At 62.9% G+C, this 16,008-nt stretch carries 20 protein-coding genes; 13 read left to right on the top strand and 7 right to left on the bottom strand.

Annotated elements, in window-relative coordinates; all coding sequences use genetic code 11:
- The first annotated feature begins 132 nt into the window (after positions 1 to 132).
- Genes E1809_RS08080 through E1809_RS08060 form a run of 5 tightly spaced genes read left to right on the top strand, consistent with a single transcriptional unit; the run spans position 133 to position 5,371 of the window.
- Complete coding sequence (locus tag E1809_RS08080) at positions 133 to 1,149, top strand: ABC transporter ATP-binding protein (RefSeq protein ID WP_133203720.1); 1,017 nt, start codon at positions 133 to 135, stop codon at positions 1,147 to 1,149.
- Complete coding sequence (locus tag E1809_RS08075) at positions 1,146 to 2,036, top strand: ABC transporter permease (protein ID WP_133203719.1); 891 nt, start codon at positions 1,146 to 1,148, stop codon at positions 2,034 to 2,036. Before E1809_RS08080 ends, E1809_RS08075 begins: the two co-directional genes overlap by 4 nt.
- Before the next feature lie 50 nt (positions 2,037 to 2,086).
- Positions 2,087 to 3,373, top strand: a complete 1,287-nt coding sequence (locus E1809_RS08070) for a sensor histidine kinase (protein ID WP_133203718.1) — start codon at positions 2,087 to 2,089, stop codon at positions 3,371 to 3,373.
- Between the two features lie 53 nt (positions 3,374 to 3,426).
- Positions 3,427 to 4,065, top strand: a complete 639-nt coding sequence (locus E1809_RS08065) for a response regulator (RefSeq protein WP_407921056.1) — start codon at positions 3,427 to 3,429, stop codon at positions 4,063 to 4,065.
- Between the two features lie 10 nt (positions 4,066 to 4,075).
- Positions 4,076 to 5,371, top strand: a complete 1,296-nt coding sequence (locus E1809_RS08060; RefSeq protein WP_133203716.1) for a M18 family aminopeptidase — start codon at positions 4,076 to 4,078, stop codon at positions 5,369 to 5,371.
- A gap of 30 nt (positions 5,372 to 5,401) precedes the next feature.
- Here the strand turns inward: E1809_RS08060 and E1809_RS08055 are convergent, their stop codons facing one another.
- Positions 5,402 to 6,076 (bottom strand): DUF1345 domain-containing protein, encoded by a 675-nt coding sequence (locus tag E1809_RS08055; RefSeq protein WP_235835510.1) that lies wholly within the window; start codon positions 6,074 to 6,076, stop codon positions 5,402 to 5,404.
- A 33-nt stretch (positions 6,077 to 6,109) separates the two neighbouring features.
- Positions 6,110 to 6,448, bottom strand: coding sequence for a YnfA family protein (locus tag E1809_RS08050; RefSeq protein ID WP_133203715.1), 339 nt, complete (start codon positions 6,446 to 6,448; stop codon positions 6,110 to 6,112).
- Positions 6,449 to 6,676: 228 nt separating this feature from the next.
- On the opposite strand from E1809_RS08050, the gene rpsF reads away from it, so the two are divergent.
- From rpsF to E1809_RS08020, 6 genes are all read left to right on the top strand, one after another.
- Positions 6,677 to 6,982, top strand: coding sequence for a 30S ribosomal protein S6 (gene rpsF / locus E1809_RS08045; protein WP_133203714.1), 306 nt, complete (start codon positions 6,677 to 6,679; stop codon positions 6,980 to 6,982).
- A gap of 56 nt (positions 6,983 to 7,038) precedes the next feature.
- Complete coding sequence (locus E1809_RS08040; protein ID WP_133203713.1) at positions 7,039 to 7,605, top strand: single-stranded DNA-binding protein; 567 nt, start codon at positions 7,039 to 7,041, stop codon at positions 7,603 to 7,605.
- Between the two features lie 126 nt (positions 7,606 to 7,731).
- The gene (gene rpsR, locus E1809_RS08035; RefSeq protein WP_003800144.1) at positions 7,732 to 7,971 is read left to right on the top strand and encodes a 30S ribosomal protein S18; all 240 of its coding nucleotides are present in this window, start codon (positions 7,732 to 7,734) and stop codon (positions 7,969 to 7,971) included.
- A gap of 17 nt (positions 7,972 to 7,988) precedes the next feature.
- Positions 7,989 to 8,441 (top strand): 50S ribosomal protein L9, encoded by a 453-nt coding sequence (gene rplI / locus E1809_RS08030; protein WP_133203712.1) that lies wholly within the window; start codon positions 7,989 to 7,991, stop codon positions 8,439 to 8,441.
- 82 nt (positions 8,442 to 8,523) lie between these two features.
- Complete coding sequence (locus tag E1809_RS08025; protein WP_133203711.1) at positions 8,524 to 9,375, top strand: PhzF family phenazine biosynthesis protein; 852 nt, start codon at positions 8,524 to 8,526, stop codon at positions 9,373 to 9,375.
- Positions 9,376 to 9,471: 96 nt separating this feature from the next.
- Positions 9,472 to 10,098, top strand: coding sequence for an FMN reductase (locus tag E1809_RS08020; RefSeq protein WP_133203710.1), 627 nt, complete (start codon positions 9,472 to 9,474; stop codon positions 10,096 to 10,098).
- A gap of 23 nt (positions 10,099 to 10,121) precedes the next feature.
- On the opposite strand, the gene E1809_RS08015 is transcribed toward E1809_RS08020, so the two are convergent.
- Both E1809_RS08015 and E1809_RS08010 read right to left on the bottom strand, forming a co-directional pair.
- A complete protein-coding gene (locus tag E1809_RS08015) occupies positions 10,122 to 10,697 on the bottom strand; it encodes a hypothetical protein (protein WP_133203709.1) in 576 nt (191 codons plus the stop codon).
- A gap of 3 nt (positions 10,698 to 10,700) precedes the next feature.
- Positions 10,701 to 11,156, bottom strand: a complete 456-nt coding sequence (locus E1809_RS08010) for a hypothetical protein (protein WP_235835509.1) — start codon at positions 11,154 to 11,156, stop codon at positions 10,701 to 10,703.
- A gap of 624 nt (positions 11,157 to 11,780) precedes the next feature.
- Between E1809_RS08010 and dnaB the strand changes: the two genes are divergently transcribed.
- On the top strand, positions 11,781 to 13,166 hold the full coding sequence (gene dnaB, locus E1809_RS08005; protein ID WP_133203708.1) for a replicative DNA helicase: 1,386 nt from the start codon (positions 11,781 to 11,783) through the stop codon (positions 13,164 to 13,166).
- A 62-nt stretch (positions 13,167 to 13,228) separates the two neighbouring features.
- Here the strand turns inward: dnaB and E1809_RS08000 are convergent, their stop codons facing one another.
- Positions 13,229 to 13,663, bottom strand: a complete 435-nt coding sequence (locus E1809_RS08000) for a hypothetical protein (RefSeq protein WP_133203707.1) — start codon at positions 13,661 to 13,663, stop codon at positions 13,229 to 13,231.
- Between the two features lie 164 nt (positions 13,664 to 13,827).
- Here E1809_RS08000 and E1809_RS07995 point away from each other — a divergent pair, with 164 nt between their 5' ends.
- Positions 13,828 to 14,946, top strand: a complete 1,119-nt coding sequence (locus E1809_RS07995) for an AI-2E family transporter (RefSeq protein ID WP_235835508.1) — start codon at positions 13,828 to 13,830, stop codon at positions 14,944 to 14,946.
- Positions 14,947 to 15,029: 83 nt separating this feature from the next.
- Here E1809_RS07995 and E1809_RS07990 read toward each other — a convergent pair whose 3' ends face one another.
- A complete protein-coding gene (locus tag E1809_RS07990; RefSeq protein ID WP_133203705.1) occupies positions 15,030 to 15,629 on the bottom strand; it encodes a hypothetical protein in 600 nt (199 codons plus the stop codon).
- An 82-nt stretch (positions 15,630 to 15,711) separates the two neighbouring features.
- The coding region (locus E1809_RS07985) for a transposase (RefSeq protein WP_205754049.1) at positions 15,712 to 16,008 on the bottom strand (297 nt) is incomplete at its 5' end.

The raw sequence follows: 16,008 nt of genomic DNA, 5'->3' as shown, positions 1-16,008 counted from the left end.
GCGGCGTCATCCGGAGGGATTACCCTGACCGGACCCTGAATCATCCCTGAGACCGGCGAATTCGCCTGCGCCGATGGTTAGCGTTGTACGTACAGTCAACACTTAGCTGCAGCAAGCGGAGGGAACGCTTCCATGATTGAAGCAAAAGGCTTGAGGAAGGTCTACGGCGCAAAGACAGCCGTGGACGGAATCAGCTTCACCGTACAGCCCGGAAAGGTCACGGGCTTCCTTGGCCCGAACGGCGCCGGCAAATCCACCACTATGCGCATGATCATGGGCCTCGACCGCCCCACATCGGGCGACGTCACCATCAATGGGCTCCACTACTCCCAGCACAAGGCACCCTTGCACCAGGTAGGGGCACTGCTCGACGCGAAGGCCGTCCACACGAGCCGCAGCGCCTACAACCATTTGCGCGCCATGGCCGCGACGCACGGCATCCCCAACGCCCGCGTGGACGAAGTCATCGAAATGACCGGCCTCACCGCAGTTGCCAAGAAGAAGGCCGGCGGATTCTCCCTCGGCATGGGCCAGCGCCTCGGCATCGCCAACGCGCTCCTCGGCGATCCCCAGACGCTCATCCTCGACGAACCGGTCAACGGGCTCGATCCCGAAGGCGTGCAGTGGGTCAGGAACCTCGCACGCTACCTCGCCGGCCAGGGCAAGACGATCTTCATTTCAAGCCACCTCATGTCCGAGATGGCCCAGACCGCGGACCACCTCATCGTCATCGGACGCGGCAAGATCATCGCCGATACCTCGGTGGATTCGCTGATCGAAAGCCAGTCCCGCAAGCGCACCTTGGTCCGCACCTCCGAGACCACCCGCCTGTCCGAGCTTTTGGCCCGCGACGGCGTGCGCGTTGAGCAGAACGAACGCGAAACCCTCGAAGTCTATGGCGTGGAGCCGATCCGCATCGGCCAGCTCGCGCTCGACAACCGGGTCCTGGTCTACGAACTCACTCCGCTCACGTCCTCCCTGGAAGAGGCCTACTTCCAGCTCACCAAGGACGAGGTTGAGTACCACTCGCACATCAGCGGCGGACCCGCAGCTCCGGGTGGTCCCGGCGCGTCGGCCGTCCCGGACGGGGCAAGCCCTGCCGGAGTCGCCGCCAATTCCTCCGCCACCATGGAAGGTATCCAGTCATGAGCACCGCAACCGTCAGCAAGAAGCATGCGGGCCCCTCGGCCGGGACCCACGGCGTCAATTTCTTCCGCGTCCTGAACTCCGAGTCCATCAAGTTCCGGACCCTCATGAGCACCAAACTCCTGATGTGCTTGACGTTCGTGGCGATTGTCGGCATCGGCTTTCTGTCCGCGCTGGTCCGCTGGAACTTCATCAACCAGATGGTCACCGTGGGCCGCCAGGGGCACAAGGAATCGGTGCAGCAGGCAGTCCAGTCCTTCCCGGCAGGATCGGGATTCGACCTCTACAACCTGCCGAACGCAGGCCTCAACATCGGCATCCTGATCATGGGATCCCTGGCCGTGCTGTTCATCGCCTCCGAGTACGCCACGGGCATGATCCGCTCCACCATGAACGCAGCTCCGGACCGGCTGTCCACGTTCGGTGCAAAGGCGCTGGTCCTGGTTGTTGTGTCCTACGTTCTGTCTATCGTGGGCGGCGTCGTGACCTTCCTGATTGCATCGCCCATGTTCGCCAACTTCGATCTCGGCTTGGGTTGGAACACGGACGGCGTCATCTATAGCGTCTTCACCGGCGGCCTGTATGTCTCCGGCGTCGCGTTGATCGGACTTTCGCTGGGAACCCTGCTGAAGAACCCGGCCGGCGGGATCACCATCCTGGTCGGCATCATGTTCGTGCTTCCGTTCGCCGGCCAGTTCCTGGCCTTCGCGCCCGGTGACTTCTGGAAATACGTCCCCCAATACCTGCCGAGCGAGGCAGCCGGACGCTTCCTGTCGATCGGCCACGTGGACGGCACCCTGGACCCTTGGGCGGGCGGGCTCGTGTTCCTTGGATACGTCATCCTGTTCATGGTTCCGGCCCTCATTGCGCTCAAGAAGCGCGACGTCTGATTAGCCGCCTTGGCCAGCCGACCCCGGCATGGCCGCACTAGGCTCAACCCATGAGTGAAGAGTTGCCAGCGCAGGACGCATCGGCCCACGTGGCCGATGCGTCCTTTGCTGAAATCACCCTGCGCCGCCGCGGCAGGATCCGCCGCTACCTGTTCGAACATCCGCGGGTCATGGACGCCGTGGTGGTGCTTTGCTATTCGCTCCTGGCGCTGCCCACGTTCGTGGGAGCCATCTCGGACGGCAAGTGGCTCGCGTCCGTCCTGCTCGTGGCCATTGCGGCCATCCTTTTCTTCCGGCACCGGTTCCAGCTCAGCGTTACCGCTGGGGTAGCCATCCTCGAAGTTGCCGTTACCTTGCTTTATCCATGGGGCTCGAACGTCTCGGCCGGCTTGTGGTTCGCGCTCTACGAGGTAGCGGTGTCGCGGCCGCGGACTTTCGCGCTGACGATTCTCGGCGCCGCGAGCCTGCCGTTGACCTTGGTGTACCTGTTCATGTGGATCAGCCCGGTAGTGCCGTCCGGCGCAGAGCAGGTTCCGGAGAATTTCCACCTCATCAGCAACATCACGGCCGCGGTCAGCATTGTGTTGTCCAACCTGATCGCCACCGGAATCGGGATTTCGGTGCGGCAGCGCCGCGAGCACGAAAGTGAAATCCGGGCGTGGGCCGCACGCACCGCGCGCTTGGGTTCCGTCACGGAACGGAACCGGATCGCCCGGGAAATGCACGACGTCGTTGCCCACTCGCTCACGGTGATGGTCAGCCTTTCGGACGGGGCCGCCGTCGTGGTCAAGAAGGATCCCGCCCGCGCGGGTGAGGTGTTGGGGGAACTTTCGCGGACCGGCAGGACTGCGTTGGCGGACATGCGGCGCGTCCTGGGCGTGTTGCGGGACGATTCGGGCGGTCCGGCACCTTTGGAGCCCACGGTTTCCGCCCATGACTTGAGCAAGCTGCTGGACGGTTTCCGGACGGCCGGGCTGCCGGTGCACTATTCGCACACGGGTCCGGCGCTTCCGGAAGACACCGCCTTCCAACTCACCGTCTACCGGATTGTCCAGGAGTCCCTCACCAACGTGCTGCGGTACGGGAGGTCGTTGGGGCAAGTGGATGTGCAGATCGTCCGCGAGGGTGACCTGGTCACCATAGAAGTGCGCGACGACGGCAAAGGCTCGCTCGAGCCGGGCACCGAACAAGCGGCTTTGGGTACCGGACAAGGCATCGCGGGGATGCGTGAGCGGGCGGGAATCTATGCTGGTTCGGTGGACGCAGGCCCGGGCCCCAAGGGCGGATGGCGGGTCCGCGCAGAGCTGACATGGAACGGCGACAAGGGGAAGACGTGACAGGCAACGCACCAATCAAGGTCCTGCTGGTGGACGACCAGCCGCTGCTGCGCATGGGATTCCGGCTCATCCTCGAAGGGGAAGAAGACCTCGAGGTGGTGGGCGAGGCCTCGGATGGCGCCGACGCGGTGGCGAAGGTCGCCGAGCTTGAGCCTGACGTTGTCCTCATGGACGTCAGGATGCCCGCGATGGACGGAATCGAAGCAACCCGGCGCATCACGGCCTCTGAATCCGCTGCCAGGATCATCATCCTGACCACATTCGACCTCGACGAGTACGCCTTCTCCGGACTTCAAGCGGGCGCTTCGGCGTTCCTGCTCAAGGACGTCGCGCCGTCGGAATTGGTCCACGGCGTCCGGCTCGTCGCGAGCGGCGACGCCGTCGTGGCTCCGCGGGTGACGCAGCGGCTCCTTGAGACCTATGTGCGCGGCGGCAAAGTACCTGGCCATGTCTCGGCTCCGGCGCGCGATCCCCTGCTCGAAGAACTCACGCCCCGCGAAACCGAGATCCTGGAAGCGATTGCCAGCGGGTTGTCCAACGCGGAGATAGCGCACAAGTTCTTCCTGTCCGAGGCCACCGTGAAAACACACGTCCGGCGGATCCTCACCAAACTTCATTTGCGCGACCGCGTCCAAGTGGTGGTCTATGCGTACGAAACGGGACTCGTGATTCCGAGTAATCCGGACTACTAGACTCGGAGCCATGCCTTCGAACTCCGCTGTAGAACACATCCAGGACCTCGGCGCGTACGTGAGCGCGTCGCCGTCGAGCTTCCACGCCGTGCACGAGGCCGCGCGGCGGCTCGACGCGGCCGGCTTCACCGCGCTGGACGAGCTTGAGCCGTGGGGTGGCGGGGCAGGCAGCTTCTACGTCATCCGCGATGGCGCCCTGATCGCGTGGGTGACGCCCGAAGGCGCAACCCCGGCCACCTGCTTCAACATCCTCGGCGCACATACCGATTCGCCGTCGTTCAAGCTCAAGCCCAAGCCCACCACAGGGAAGTTCGGTTGGCTCCAAGCCGGGGTGGAAGTCTACGGCGGCCCCTTGCTGAACTCCTGGTTGGACCGCGAACTCCGCCTGGCCGGACGCCTGGTGATGCTCGACGGAACCCAGCACCTCACCGCCACGGGCCCGCTCCTGCGCTTCCCTCAACTGGCCATCCACTTGGACCGGGCCGTCAATGATGGCCTCACGCTGGACAAGCAACACCACATGAATCCGGTCTTCGGCCTGGGCGACCCTGAATCCACGGACGTCCTTGGAATCCTGGCCGCCTCCGTCCCGGGCGCGTCCGTGGATCCCAGCGGGATTGGCGGCTACGACATCGTGGTGGCGGATACCCAAGCGCCGGAGATTTTCGGTGCCAACGGCGAGTTTTTCGCCTCGGGACGGCTCGACAACCTCTCGTCCACGCATGCCGGACTGACCGCGTTGATCGCGCACTCCAACGCTTCGGTTGCTGGCCCCATCGCCGTGCTTGCCGCCTTCGACCACGAGGAAATCGGCTCCGCTTCCCGCTCGGGTGCATGCGGACCGATCCTTGAAGACATCCTGACCCGGATCTCAGACGGCCTCGGCGCAACCGTGAGCGAACGGCGGCAGGCCCTGTCGGCGTCGTTCTGTGTTTCCGCGGACGCCGGCCACGCGATCCACCCCAACTACCCCGAACGGCACGATCCCGCCAACCGCCCCATCCTCAACGGCGGACCGCTCCTGAAGATCAACGCCAACCAGCGCTACGCCACGGACGCAACCGGTGCGGCATTCTGGGCACGGCTTTGCCGCGAGGCGGACGTGCCGTACCAGGAGTTCGTCTCCAACAATGACGTCCCGTGCGGCTCCACCATCGGACCCCTCACGGCGACGCGCCTGGGGATCCGGACGGTCGACGTCGGAGTGCCCCTCTTGTCCATGCACTCGGCGCGTGAACTGTGCGGCGTCGACGATCCGCAGCGCCTCGCCGCGGTGGCGGAGGTGTTCTTCCGGACGGCTGTCTAGCTCGCGCTGCTGTTTAGCTGGCGCTGGTGTCTAGCTAGCGAGGCTTACCACGAGGTTGATGGTGGTCGCCAGGATTCCGACGCCGAAGACATAGGCGAGCAGGCTGTGGCGCAGGGCGGCGGAGCGCATTTCACGAGTAGTGATCGACGTGTCCGAAACCTGGTACGTCATGCCCAGGCTGAACGCCATGTAAGCAAAATCGGTGTACTGCGGCGGCTGGTCCTGGTTGAAACTAATCCCGCCCGGCGGGGTCCGGGTGTAGTAGATCTCGGCGTACCGCAAGGTGAACAAGGTGTGGACCAGGATCCATGAAGCCGTCGCGCCGCCGAGGGCCAGCAGGGCGAGCATGAACTTGTCGATCCCGTGTGCATCCTTGGCGCCGAGCATCACCAGGACGAAGGCGGCGAGGGAGCCGATCGCGGCCAGCAGGATGAGCAGATCGGAGGTGGAGCGCCGCGGATCTTCTTCCGTCGCGTGGCTGGCTGTCTGGTCGGCCTTCATGGGCGTTATGGCGGTCCACACGGAAACGTTGTAGACCGCGGCAGCCACGGCCCAACCGGCCGCGGGAGCATAGATCCACTGGCCCCAGATTCCGGTGGCAACCGCCGTCGCGATTCCGGCGACAATCATCACCAGGAACCGCAATTGCGCGCGCTTGGCACGGGCCGACTTGGTACTTGCGTTCTTCTGTGCGGCGGCGTTCATAGTCCGATCATGGCACGCTTGGCGGCCGCCCGCTTAGGCACCTTGGCGCGGTGCGAACATGATGATGGCGACGCCCAGGAGGCAGATGATGGCGCCGACGACGTCCCAGCGGTCCGGCCGGAAGCCGTCCAGAAGCATTCCCCAGGCGAGCGATCCGGCGATGAAAACTCCTCCGTAAGCGGCGAGGATGCGCCCGAAGTGCGCGTCCGGTTGGAACGCCGCGACGAATCCGTAAATCCCGAGGGCCGCGATCCCGAGCCCTGCCCACCACCAGGGTTTGGCTTCCCTGACCGATTGCCACACGAGCCAGGCCCCGCCGATCTCGGCGACAGCCGCGACCACGAAGAGGGCAATGGATTTGAGGATGGTCATGGGTTCAGTCTGCCTGAGGCTCGAAAGTTATCCACATACGCCAAGTCGGCCGTTCCGCCTGCCCGACACGCCGAATAGGCTTAGACGCGGGGAATGCACTAAGATATTGAAGTCTGTGCTGCGTCCTGCTTCCGATTTGGGAACGGGTCGCGCGCACTGTTCATCGCAAATGAACCTCCTGTTACGGAAATGCCGTAACCGCTTAGCCCAAAGGAGGTGGGTTCACATATGCGTCCTTACGAATTGATGGTAATCATCGACCCCGAGGTCGAAGAGCGTACCGTTGAGCCGTCGCTTCAGAAGTTCCTCAACGTCATCACCAACGATGGTGGAACCATCGAAAAGGTTGACATCTGGGGCCGTCGTCGCCTGGCTTACGACATCAAGAAGAAGTCCGAAGGTATCTACGCTGTGGTGAACTTCACCGCCAAGCCGGAAACCGCCAAGGAACTTGACCGCCAGTTGGGTCTCAACGAGACCATCATGCGCACCAAGATCATCCGCCCCGAAGACCAGAAGGTTGTTGCTGAGTAATTTCAGCTCCAGGCTTTCACTCTTTATCCACGCAGGAACGAACAAGGAGGCAGTAGATGGCAGGCGAGACCACTATCACGGTCATCGGTAATCTCACCAATGACCCCGAGCTGCGGTTCACACCGTCGGGCTCGGCAGTAGCGAACTTCACCATCGCTTCTACTCCCCGGACCTTCGACCGCCAGTCGAATGAGTGGAAGGACGGGGAAACCCTGTTCCTCCGCGCATCGGTATGGCGGGAAGCAGCTGAAAACGTCGCCGAATCCCTCACCAAGGGCATGCGCGTGATCGTTTCCGGCCGCTTGAAGAGCCGTTCTTACGAAACCAAAGAAGGCGAGAAGCGCACCGTTATCGAGCTCGAGGTTGATGAAATCGGCCCGAGCCTGCGTTACGCCAACGCAAAGGTCAACCGCACCCAGCGCTCCGGCGGGGGTGGCCAAGGTGGCTTCGGCGGCGGCAACAGCGGTGGCTTTGGAGGCGGTTCTGGTGGAAACCAGGGCGGCAACTCCGGCGGAAATTGGGGCGGCGGCCAGTCCGCACCGCAGGACGACCCCTGGTCTACACCGGGCGTCAGCAACGCGGGCGGATGGGGCAACGGCCCGGATTCCGAACCTCCCTTCTAAACATTCACTAAAGTTCGACGCCGGGACCCGCCGGAAACTGCCGCGAGGCAACCGGGTGGTTGCCGCCGTCGAACACCACCATCCCGTGGATCAACTCCACGGGCTCCATAGAAAAGGAGCTCCACGATGGCTAAGGCTGAACTCCGTAAGCCCAAACCAAAGTCCAACCCCTTGAAGGCCGCTGACATCACTGTCATCGACTACAAGGACGTAGCATTGCTGCGCAAGTTCATCTCCGACCGCGGAAAGATCCGCGCCCGTCGCGTCACTGGCGTCACGGTGCAGGAACAGCGCAAGATCGCCCAGGCAATCAAGAACGCCCGCGAAGTTGCTCTGCTGCCTTACTCCGGCGCTGGCCGCGGCTAAGGAAGGGATTAACTAACATGGCAAAGCTCATTCTGACCCACGAAGTAACCGGTCTCGGTGCTGCTGGCGATGTTGTCGAGGTCAAGGACGGTTACGCACGTAACTACCTCCTGCCCCGCGGCTTCGCCCTGACTTGGACCAAGGGTGGCGAGAAGCAGGTTGAGTCCATCAAGGCTGCCCGCGCCGCTCGCGCCCACGCTTCGATCGAAGCTGCACAGGCCCAGGCTTCGGCTCTGTCCTCCAAGAAGGTCAAGCTCGTAGTGAAGGCCGGCGAAACCGGTCGTCTCTTCGGCACCGTCAAGCCGGCCGACGTCGCTGCTGCTGTTGAGGCTGCTGGCCTCGGCGCCATCGACAAGCGCAACGTTGAACTGCCGAACCACATCAAGTCTGTTGGTTCGTACCAGGCCAACGTCCGCCTGCACGAGGACGTTTCCGCCGTGATCGACCTCGAGGTCGTCGCAGGAAAGTAGCTCGAACTGCTCGAAGGGCCCTTGCTTCCGGTTTCCGGAGGCAAGGGCCTTTTGCTTTTGTCGCCGGTGATAGCCTTCACCGGTGAACCATGAACCCACGCGCATCCGGCCCTTTTCGCAGGTAGACGTCTTCACGGACGAGCCGTACCTCGGCAATCCGCTCGCCGTCGTCATCGACGCTGAAGGGCTCAGCACGGACCAGATGCAGCACTTCGCCAACTGGACCAATTTGTCCGAAACCACTTTCTTGCTGCCGCCGAGCGATCCGGAGGCAGACTACCGCGTCCGGATCTTTACCGGGAGCGAGGAATTCCCCTTCGCTGGACACCCGACGTTGGGTTCGGCCCATGCTTGGCTTGAGGCCGGGGGCGTGCCGAAGCAGGGCCAGGTCCTGGTGCAGGAGTGCGGCGCCGGCCTGGTCAAAGTAAAGCTCGACGGCGGTCGCCTCGCCTTCGCCGCTCCGCCCCTGACCCGCTTCGAAGGCGTGGATGAGGCAACGTTGGAGCAGTTGGCCGCGGGACTCCGCCTGCCCAAAACGGCGCTCCTGGACGCTTCGTGGCTGGTCAATGGCCCTCAGTGGATTGGCGTGCTCCTCGACTCGGCCGAGCGGGTTCTTGGCCTCGAGCCGGACTTTGCCGCGATGGGTGAGTTGAAAGTCGGGGTCGTTGGGCCGCATGAGCCGGGCTCCGCCGTCGACTTCGAAATCCGCACGTTCATTCCCGGCGATGCCATGGTGGAGGATCCGGTGACGGGCAGCTTCAACGCCGGTGTTGCCCAATGGCTGATCGGCAGCGGACGCGCGCCGGCGCGGTATGTCGCGGCGCAGGGCACTGTGCTTGGCAGGGCGGGCCGCATTCATGTCAGTGCCGAGGGCGGCGAGATTTGGGTGGGCGGCAGTGTGTCGACGTGCATCGAGGGTACCGTTCGGCTCTAGGGAATAAAGCAAGCGGGCCGCCAGTTTGGGGATATAGATGCAAATGCATGTACTCTGGAGGTGAAGCCCAGAGTCGCCGATCAAGAGGAGATCGCCATGGAGACCCGCCGCATTACCGTTCTTTCCGCCGGACTTGGCGTCCCGTCGTCGAGCAGGCTCCTTGCCGACCAGCTCGCCGCGGCCGCGAAGCGCCACTTGGGCGACGCCGGCTACGAGGTGCGCGTGGACGTGGTCGAACTGCGGGACCTGGCAGTGGAGATCGCCAACAATTTCGTGACCGGTTATGCTGCGCCGCGCCTCGCTGAAGTGATCGCCGGCGTCGAGGATTCCGACGGCATCATCGCCGTCACTCCCGTTTTCAGCGCATCGTACAGCGGGTTGTTCAAGTCCTTCATCGACGTCCTCGACCCCAAGTCGCTCGACGGCAAGGCGGTCCTGCTCGCCGCTACCGGCGGAACTGACCGGCACCAAATGGTGCTCGACTACGCCATGCGGCCGCTTTTCACCTACCTGCGAACCCGCATGACGCAGACTTCCGTTTTCGCCGGTCCGCAGGACTGGGGAAACACCGACGACGGCGGATCCCCCTTGTCGGTGCGCGTGGACCGGGCGGCCGGTGAACTCGCCCAACTCCTGCGCGGAGAGCAGCCGCACCGCAAAGCCGACCCGATGGAATCCTTGCCCTTTGAGCAGCTCCTCGCGGGAATCACAGCGGGACGCTAGGCGCTGGTTTGGCGCACGGGGAACTAGTCGTCCAGGAGCTCGAGGAACTCGCGGGCCTGTTTCATGCTGATATCTGAATGCTTGGTCAGGGCCAGGGCGGCTCCCTCGATATCGCCGCTCTTGGCCAAGGTGCGGATTCGCCCGTAGATCTCGTCATTGAGCATGTTGCTGCTTACCTCGCGGGTTACGTCGCCCTTGCTGGCGATGGCCCGGTACCGGTACGAAAAGTGCTCGGGCTCGTCGTCGTCGGGCACCAGGTCCTGAGGGGCGGGTTCGGGTCGCCGGAAGGGCTGCGGGTGCGCCGCGAGGGCGCCGACGGCGTCACGCGAGGCGCGCAGTCCCTCTCCAGTAGCGCCGAGGTACAGCTTGATGGCCGCCATGGCCTGTCCCTGGGCGATCAGCGAATAGAGTTGGCGGTGCTGGTCCTCGCTCAGCTTCGCCGCGGCCTCACGGGCCAGCTCCACCGGATCCACAGGCGTTCTGGAGGAGGCCGCATTGCTGCGCCGTTCGGTTGCGCGGCGGGACAGCACGCGGCTGACCAGCAGCACACAGGCAATCACGGCCAGCAGGATGAGGACCGGGACGATTAGGGATTGCATGCGCTAAAGCCGATCTACGTAGTTCTTGGCGGTCGATAGGTCCAAATGGGTTTGTTGCCGAAGTAGCTTGATGGCTTGGATCTTCTGCCCGTTACGGACCATGCCCTGAAGCTGCAGGGCGAGCTGAGGATTCAACTGTCCGTTGGGAAGGATGGGACCGTTGTAGCCGGCCAGGCCGCTGCCCGGACTGATCCCGGCCTGATGGCCGCCCAGCGTGGGCTGCTGGAGATTCTGCTTCGGCCTGGTCGCGGCGTAAACGCTGGCCCGCGCGGCGGTGGCCCGCTGGACCTGCGCCGCTTGGTGCGCGGCCGAACGTGCAGCGAGCTCGCGCTGGTAGCGTTCGGCGTCGGACAGTCCTGAGTTGCGCGGTTTGAGTGCCGCCGTCAGGGCCCACAAAACCGCCACCAGGATGACAACGGGCGTTGCCACCAATAGCACATCCCCCATAGTGAAACCCATACTTAGAGCTTATGCCAGAACGTAGTTATCCACAGCACATTCCTGCGGAAGGATAGCTTGTGAGAGCACAGTGTCAAATTTGGCGGGCATTTGTGGCCGACATCACTTTTTCGGCTTGTTTTTGAGGTATTTGCGGGATGAATGGGCTCCCGGGCGCAGTTTCCGTGGCAGTTCCTGTGGATGAGCCGGAGGCAGAAATACTTTTGTTCCACATGGGGTGGAGAATGTTTCCCCAGCTCAGGGGCTGGTTCTTGGAAAAAGAATTTCCCTTTCCACAGGTAAGTGCACAGACTGTGCACAAGTATCGGTGTGTATTCCACAGTTTATCCACAGGCCCGGCTTGGTGGGGAGGAAAAGCGGGGATAACGTATCTGGGTACCTACTTCAGGTACCTGGAAAACCTCTTTTTCACTAGTTCGACGCCACCGCGTTGACGATCAGCGACGCCTCGCGAGGCGTCGCTGTGGATAACTTGTGGAAAACGGGGAAATCCTTATTTTGTCGGTACTCCACCCCAAACTTGGACCAGCCGGCAATCATCGTGCGAAGGACCCAGCCGCGTCAAGGCCGGGGCTGACGCACCGCCGGGAATAGATATCTGCCGCGGTACACATGGAGGTCGGCTTGTCAGTTACGCACTTGGATTCGATTGAGGGCGGCCGCGCATCGGAAGCGAGCCGGAAGCCTCCTCAGGATATCCCCGCCGAACAGTCGGTCCTCGGCGGCATGATGCTGTCCAAGGATGCCATTGCCGACGTCGTGGAGATTGTGCGTGGCCACGATTTCTACCGCCCGGCCCACGAGACCATTTACGAGTCGATCATTGATCTCTATGGACGTGGAGAACCCGCCGACGCCGTCACGGTGTCCGACGAGCTCACCAAGCGCGGCGAGATCAACCGGATCGGCGGTCCCGCTTACCTGCACGAGCTCATCCAGACCGTGCCGACGGCAGCCAACGCAGGCTACTATGCCGAGATCGTTGCCGAGCGCGCTGTCCTTCGCCGGCTCGTCAATGCCGGCACGAAGATTGTCCAGATGGGCTACGGCCAGGACGGCGAGGTGGAAGACCTCGTCAACCAGGCCCAGGCCGAGGTCTACGCCGTCGCCGAACGCCGCACCGCGGAAGACTATGTGGCGCTCAAGGACGTCATGGAGTCCACGGTGGACGAGATCGAGGCGTCGGGCCACCGCGGTGAAGGCATGACTGGTGTCCCCACGGGCTTCTATGAACTTGATGAGCTTACGCATGGGTTGCACCCGGGCCAGATGATCGTCATTGCCGCGCGCCCCGCCGTCGGTAAGTCCACCTTCGCGCTGGACTTCGCCCGCTCGGCCGCCATCAAAAACAACCTCTCCACGGTGATGTTCTCCCTCGAAATGGGTCGGAACGAGATCGCCATGCGCCTGCTGTCCGCTGAGGCAACCATCGGCCTCCAGGACCTCCGGAAGGGCACCATCAAGGACGAGCAATGGTCCAAGATCGCCACCACCATGGGCCGCATGAACGATGCTCCCCTGTTTATCGACGACAGTCCGAACATGTCCCTCATGGAAATCCGGGCCAAATGCCGCCGCCTCAAGCAGCAGCACGACCTCAAACTGGTGATCCTCGACTACCTCCAGCTCATGAGTTCGGGAAAGAAAGTCGAGTCGCGCCAGCAGGAAGTTTCCGAGTTCTCCCGTGCCCTCAAACTGCTGGCCAAGGAACTCCAAGTTCCGGTCATCGCGCTCTCCCAGTTGAACCGTGGTTCCGAGCAGCGCCAGGACAAGCGCCCCATGGTTTCCGACCTCCGTGAATCCGGATCCATCGAGCAGGACGCGGACATGGTCATCCTGCTCCACCGCGAAGACGTGTACGACAAGGAATCGCCCCGCGCCGGCGAAGCCGACATCCTCGTTGCGAAGCACCGCAACGGTCCCACAAAGGACATCGTGGTTGCCTTCCAAGGCCACTATTCGCGGTTTGCGAACATGGCGGGCGAAACAGGCGGCGGCGGCGGGTTCTAGGCTGGGTTCTCTCGCGGGAACGGTTGCCTCATCGGACGCCGTGCCTCATCGGACGCTGGGTGTCATCGGACGCCGAGTGTGAAGAGGTAGCCGAACCAGGCGAGGTATCCGAGCATGTACGCGAGCGTGTAGGGCCACCGTGTGGTCAGGCGGTGCGGGGCTTCCTGATCGGCGTGGCGGCCGGTGCCCGCGTACCCGAAAAGGCGGACGTCGGGGCGCTTTACGCCGTACATTGCCACAGCCGCGAGCAGGAGTTCGGATGCCGACACGGCGAGCAGGGGATAGCCTTTCCCTCCGTTCACCAGAGGCAGCACAGCGGTAAGGATGCCCTGTGTCGCCACAAGTCCGGCGTTGATCTTTCCGAGCCGTTCGTCGGCCGCTCCTCCTACTTTGAGCATGGGGAACCTGTACCGGCCCCAGTAAGCCATGGTCAGCCCAAACACCACCATGGAAGTGACATGGAGCGGCGTCAGCATGGCGAAGTCCCCTGTCCGCATGGGGTGAGTCTAAGACTGGGCGGCAGGGGAGGCCATCTTCCGTCGTCCGTGCGCGAAAGTCCCGGGCGAAGGGTTGACCATTCCCGCATGACGGGTTTTAGCCTGTTGGTACGAAACGGTGTGAGCAGGAAATCCGTGGCGTTCCAAGAAGGAGAGGTCTACCGTTGTCCCGATCCCGTGAACGACCTGATCCCAGGGCAGGGCTGCCCGCCATCTGGGCTGATGGATTTGGCCGGGCCAGCATCCGATCCGTCCAGGCCCTGACCGTTGCCGCGTTCGCTTGGGCCGTCCTCTGGGCCCTGACCCGGGTGCCGTTGGTCGTCATCCCCGCCACGATCGCCGTCATCCTGTCTGCGGCTATTGCGCCCGCTGTGCGATGGCTCGCCAGCCGCGGTCTGCCAAGGGCCTTGGCCGTCGCGGTTTCATTTCTGGCCATCCTGGCAGTCTTCGGCGGAGTCGTTACCGGCGTGGTGTTGCTCATCCGCAGCCAGTGGACGGATTTGAGGATGAAAGCTGTTGCTGGCATCGACCAGTTGCACAACTTCCTCAACAACGGGCCTTTTCCGGTGAGCGATCAGCAGCTCAACGCGGCGCGCGAGTCGGTGCAACGGTTTTTCACGTCGGCTGCCTTCGGAACCGAGGCACTCAACGGGGTCCGGACCGTCGGGGACATCCTGGTTGCGACAGTCCTCATGGCCGTGACCTTGTTCTTCCTCCTGAAAGACGGAGCAATGATCCGGGGCTTCCTGATCGGCTTCCTACCCGCCAACCACCGTGCCAAGGCTCACCTGGCGGCCGACCGCAGCGCCGTCGTCTTAGGTGGATACGTCCGCGGAACAGCGCTCGTCGCGGCCACCAACGGCCTCATCGTGACGGTCGCACTCCTGATTCTGGGGGTCCCGCTGGCTTTGCCGCTGGGTGTGTTCGTGTTCATCGGCGGGTTCATACCGATCGTCGGCTCGACCGTCGCCGGCACCGTAGCGGTTGCGGTGGCACTGATCTCCAACGGGCCGGTGACGGCGGTGATCGTTCTGGCCGTCATTGTTGCAGTGAACCAGCTTGAGCACCATTTCCTGCAACCCGTTCTGATGGGCAAAGTACTGAGTATCCACGGCCTGGCAATCCTGCTGGCCCTGGCCGCCGGGACGATACTAGCCGGCGTCATCGGGGCGTTGCTCGCAGTCCCGATCACCGCCGTCGGCTGGACCATCTTCAAAACACTGACCGGCCGCGAACCGGACCCCGCGACGACGGACCCGCCCCCGGAACCAGCAGATGCGTGAGGTCGCTCGGAAACGTGAAAAGGGGTGGGTGTTTCCCGGAGGAAACACCCACCCCATTCCTATGATGCTGCGTGGCGGTTGCGTCAGCTCTTGGAGCGGCGGCGGATCACCGCTACCGAGACCGTGCATGCTGCCAGCACGCCGGCGCCTGTCAGCCCCCACAAGATAATGTTCGAGTCAGCCGCGCTGTTCGCCTGACTCGTTGCTGCTCCGGCGTCGGTGATGCTGGAGACCGAGACGAGGTTGGAATTGCCCTTGCCTTTGCCGTTGCCATTACCGGGATTGTTATTGCCGTTGTTCTCGCCGTTGTGGTTACCGTTATTCACGGAGACGCGTGCGGAACGGGTATTGCCGGAAGTGGCCCCGACGGCGGTGATCATGTAATTGCCGGCGTTCGGGAAGGTGATGTTGGTAGAGAAAGCGCCGCTGGAGCCGGCGGTAACGCTAAGGGCTGCCGGTGCGGAGCCCTTCGGTCCGCCGGTCTTTTCGAATGTGATGTTGACGGTTTCGCCCGGAACGTATCCGCTGCCCGAGAAAGTTACGGATGCGCCGCGGTTTATCGTGCCGTCGGAAACGGTTCCCCATTCATTCCCGGGAGCCGGGTAGCTGTCTGCCATGGCTGGAGCGGTGCCAGCAAAAAGAATTGTTCCCGCAAGGGCAAGTGCTGCAATGGATTTTTTCATTTGTCCCCCTGAACAAATTTATGAAATTCACCTGACGGTGACGAATTTAATTGTCATGCGATAAATTGCCGAAATTCCATACCTAGTGTCGCGTTTCTGAAGTAGTTAAGCGGTTGGCTTTTGCGAGGATTTGTTCGGGGGTTTTGGTCCAGACGAACGGGTGGCATCGGTCGTTCCAGCCGGTGATGAACTGGCGGATTTTCTGGTTGAGGTCTTTGACGCTTGTGAAGACGCCGCGCCGGATGGCCTGCCGGTCGATGATGCCGAACCAGACTTCGACGAGATTCAGCCAGGATCCCGAGGTAGGAGTGAAGTGGACGGTGAAGCGGGGATGGGCCGCAAGCCATGCCTTGACTTCGGGGGTCTTGTGCGTGGCGTA

This window comes from Arthrobacter terricola, from assembly GCF_004354015.1.
GTDB lineage: Bacteria > Actinomycetota > Actinomycetes > Actinomycetales > Micrococcaceae > Arthrobacter > Arthrobacter terricola.
Note: the sequence above shows the minus strand (reverse complement) of the source record. Positions and strands in the feature narration are given on the sequence as shown.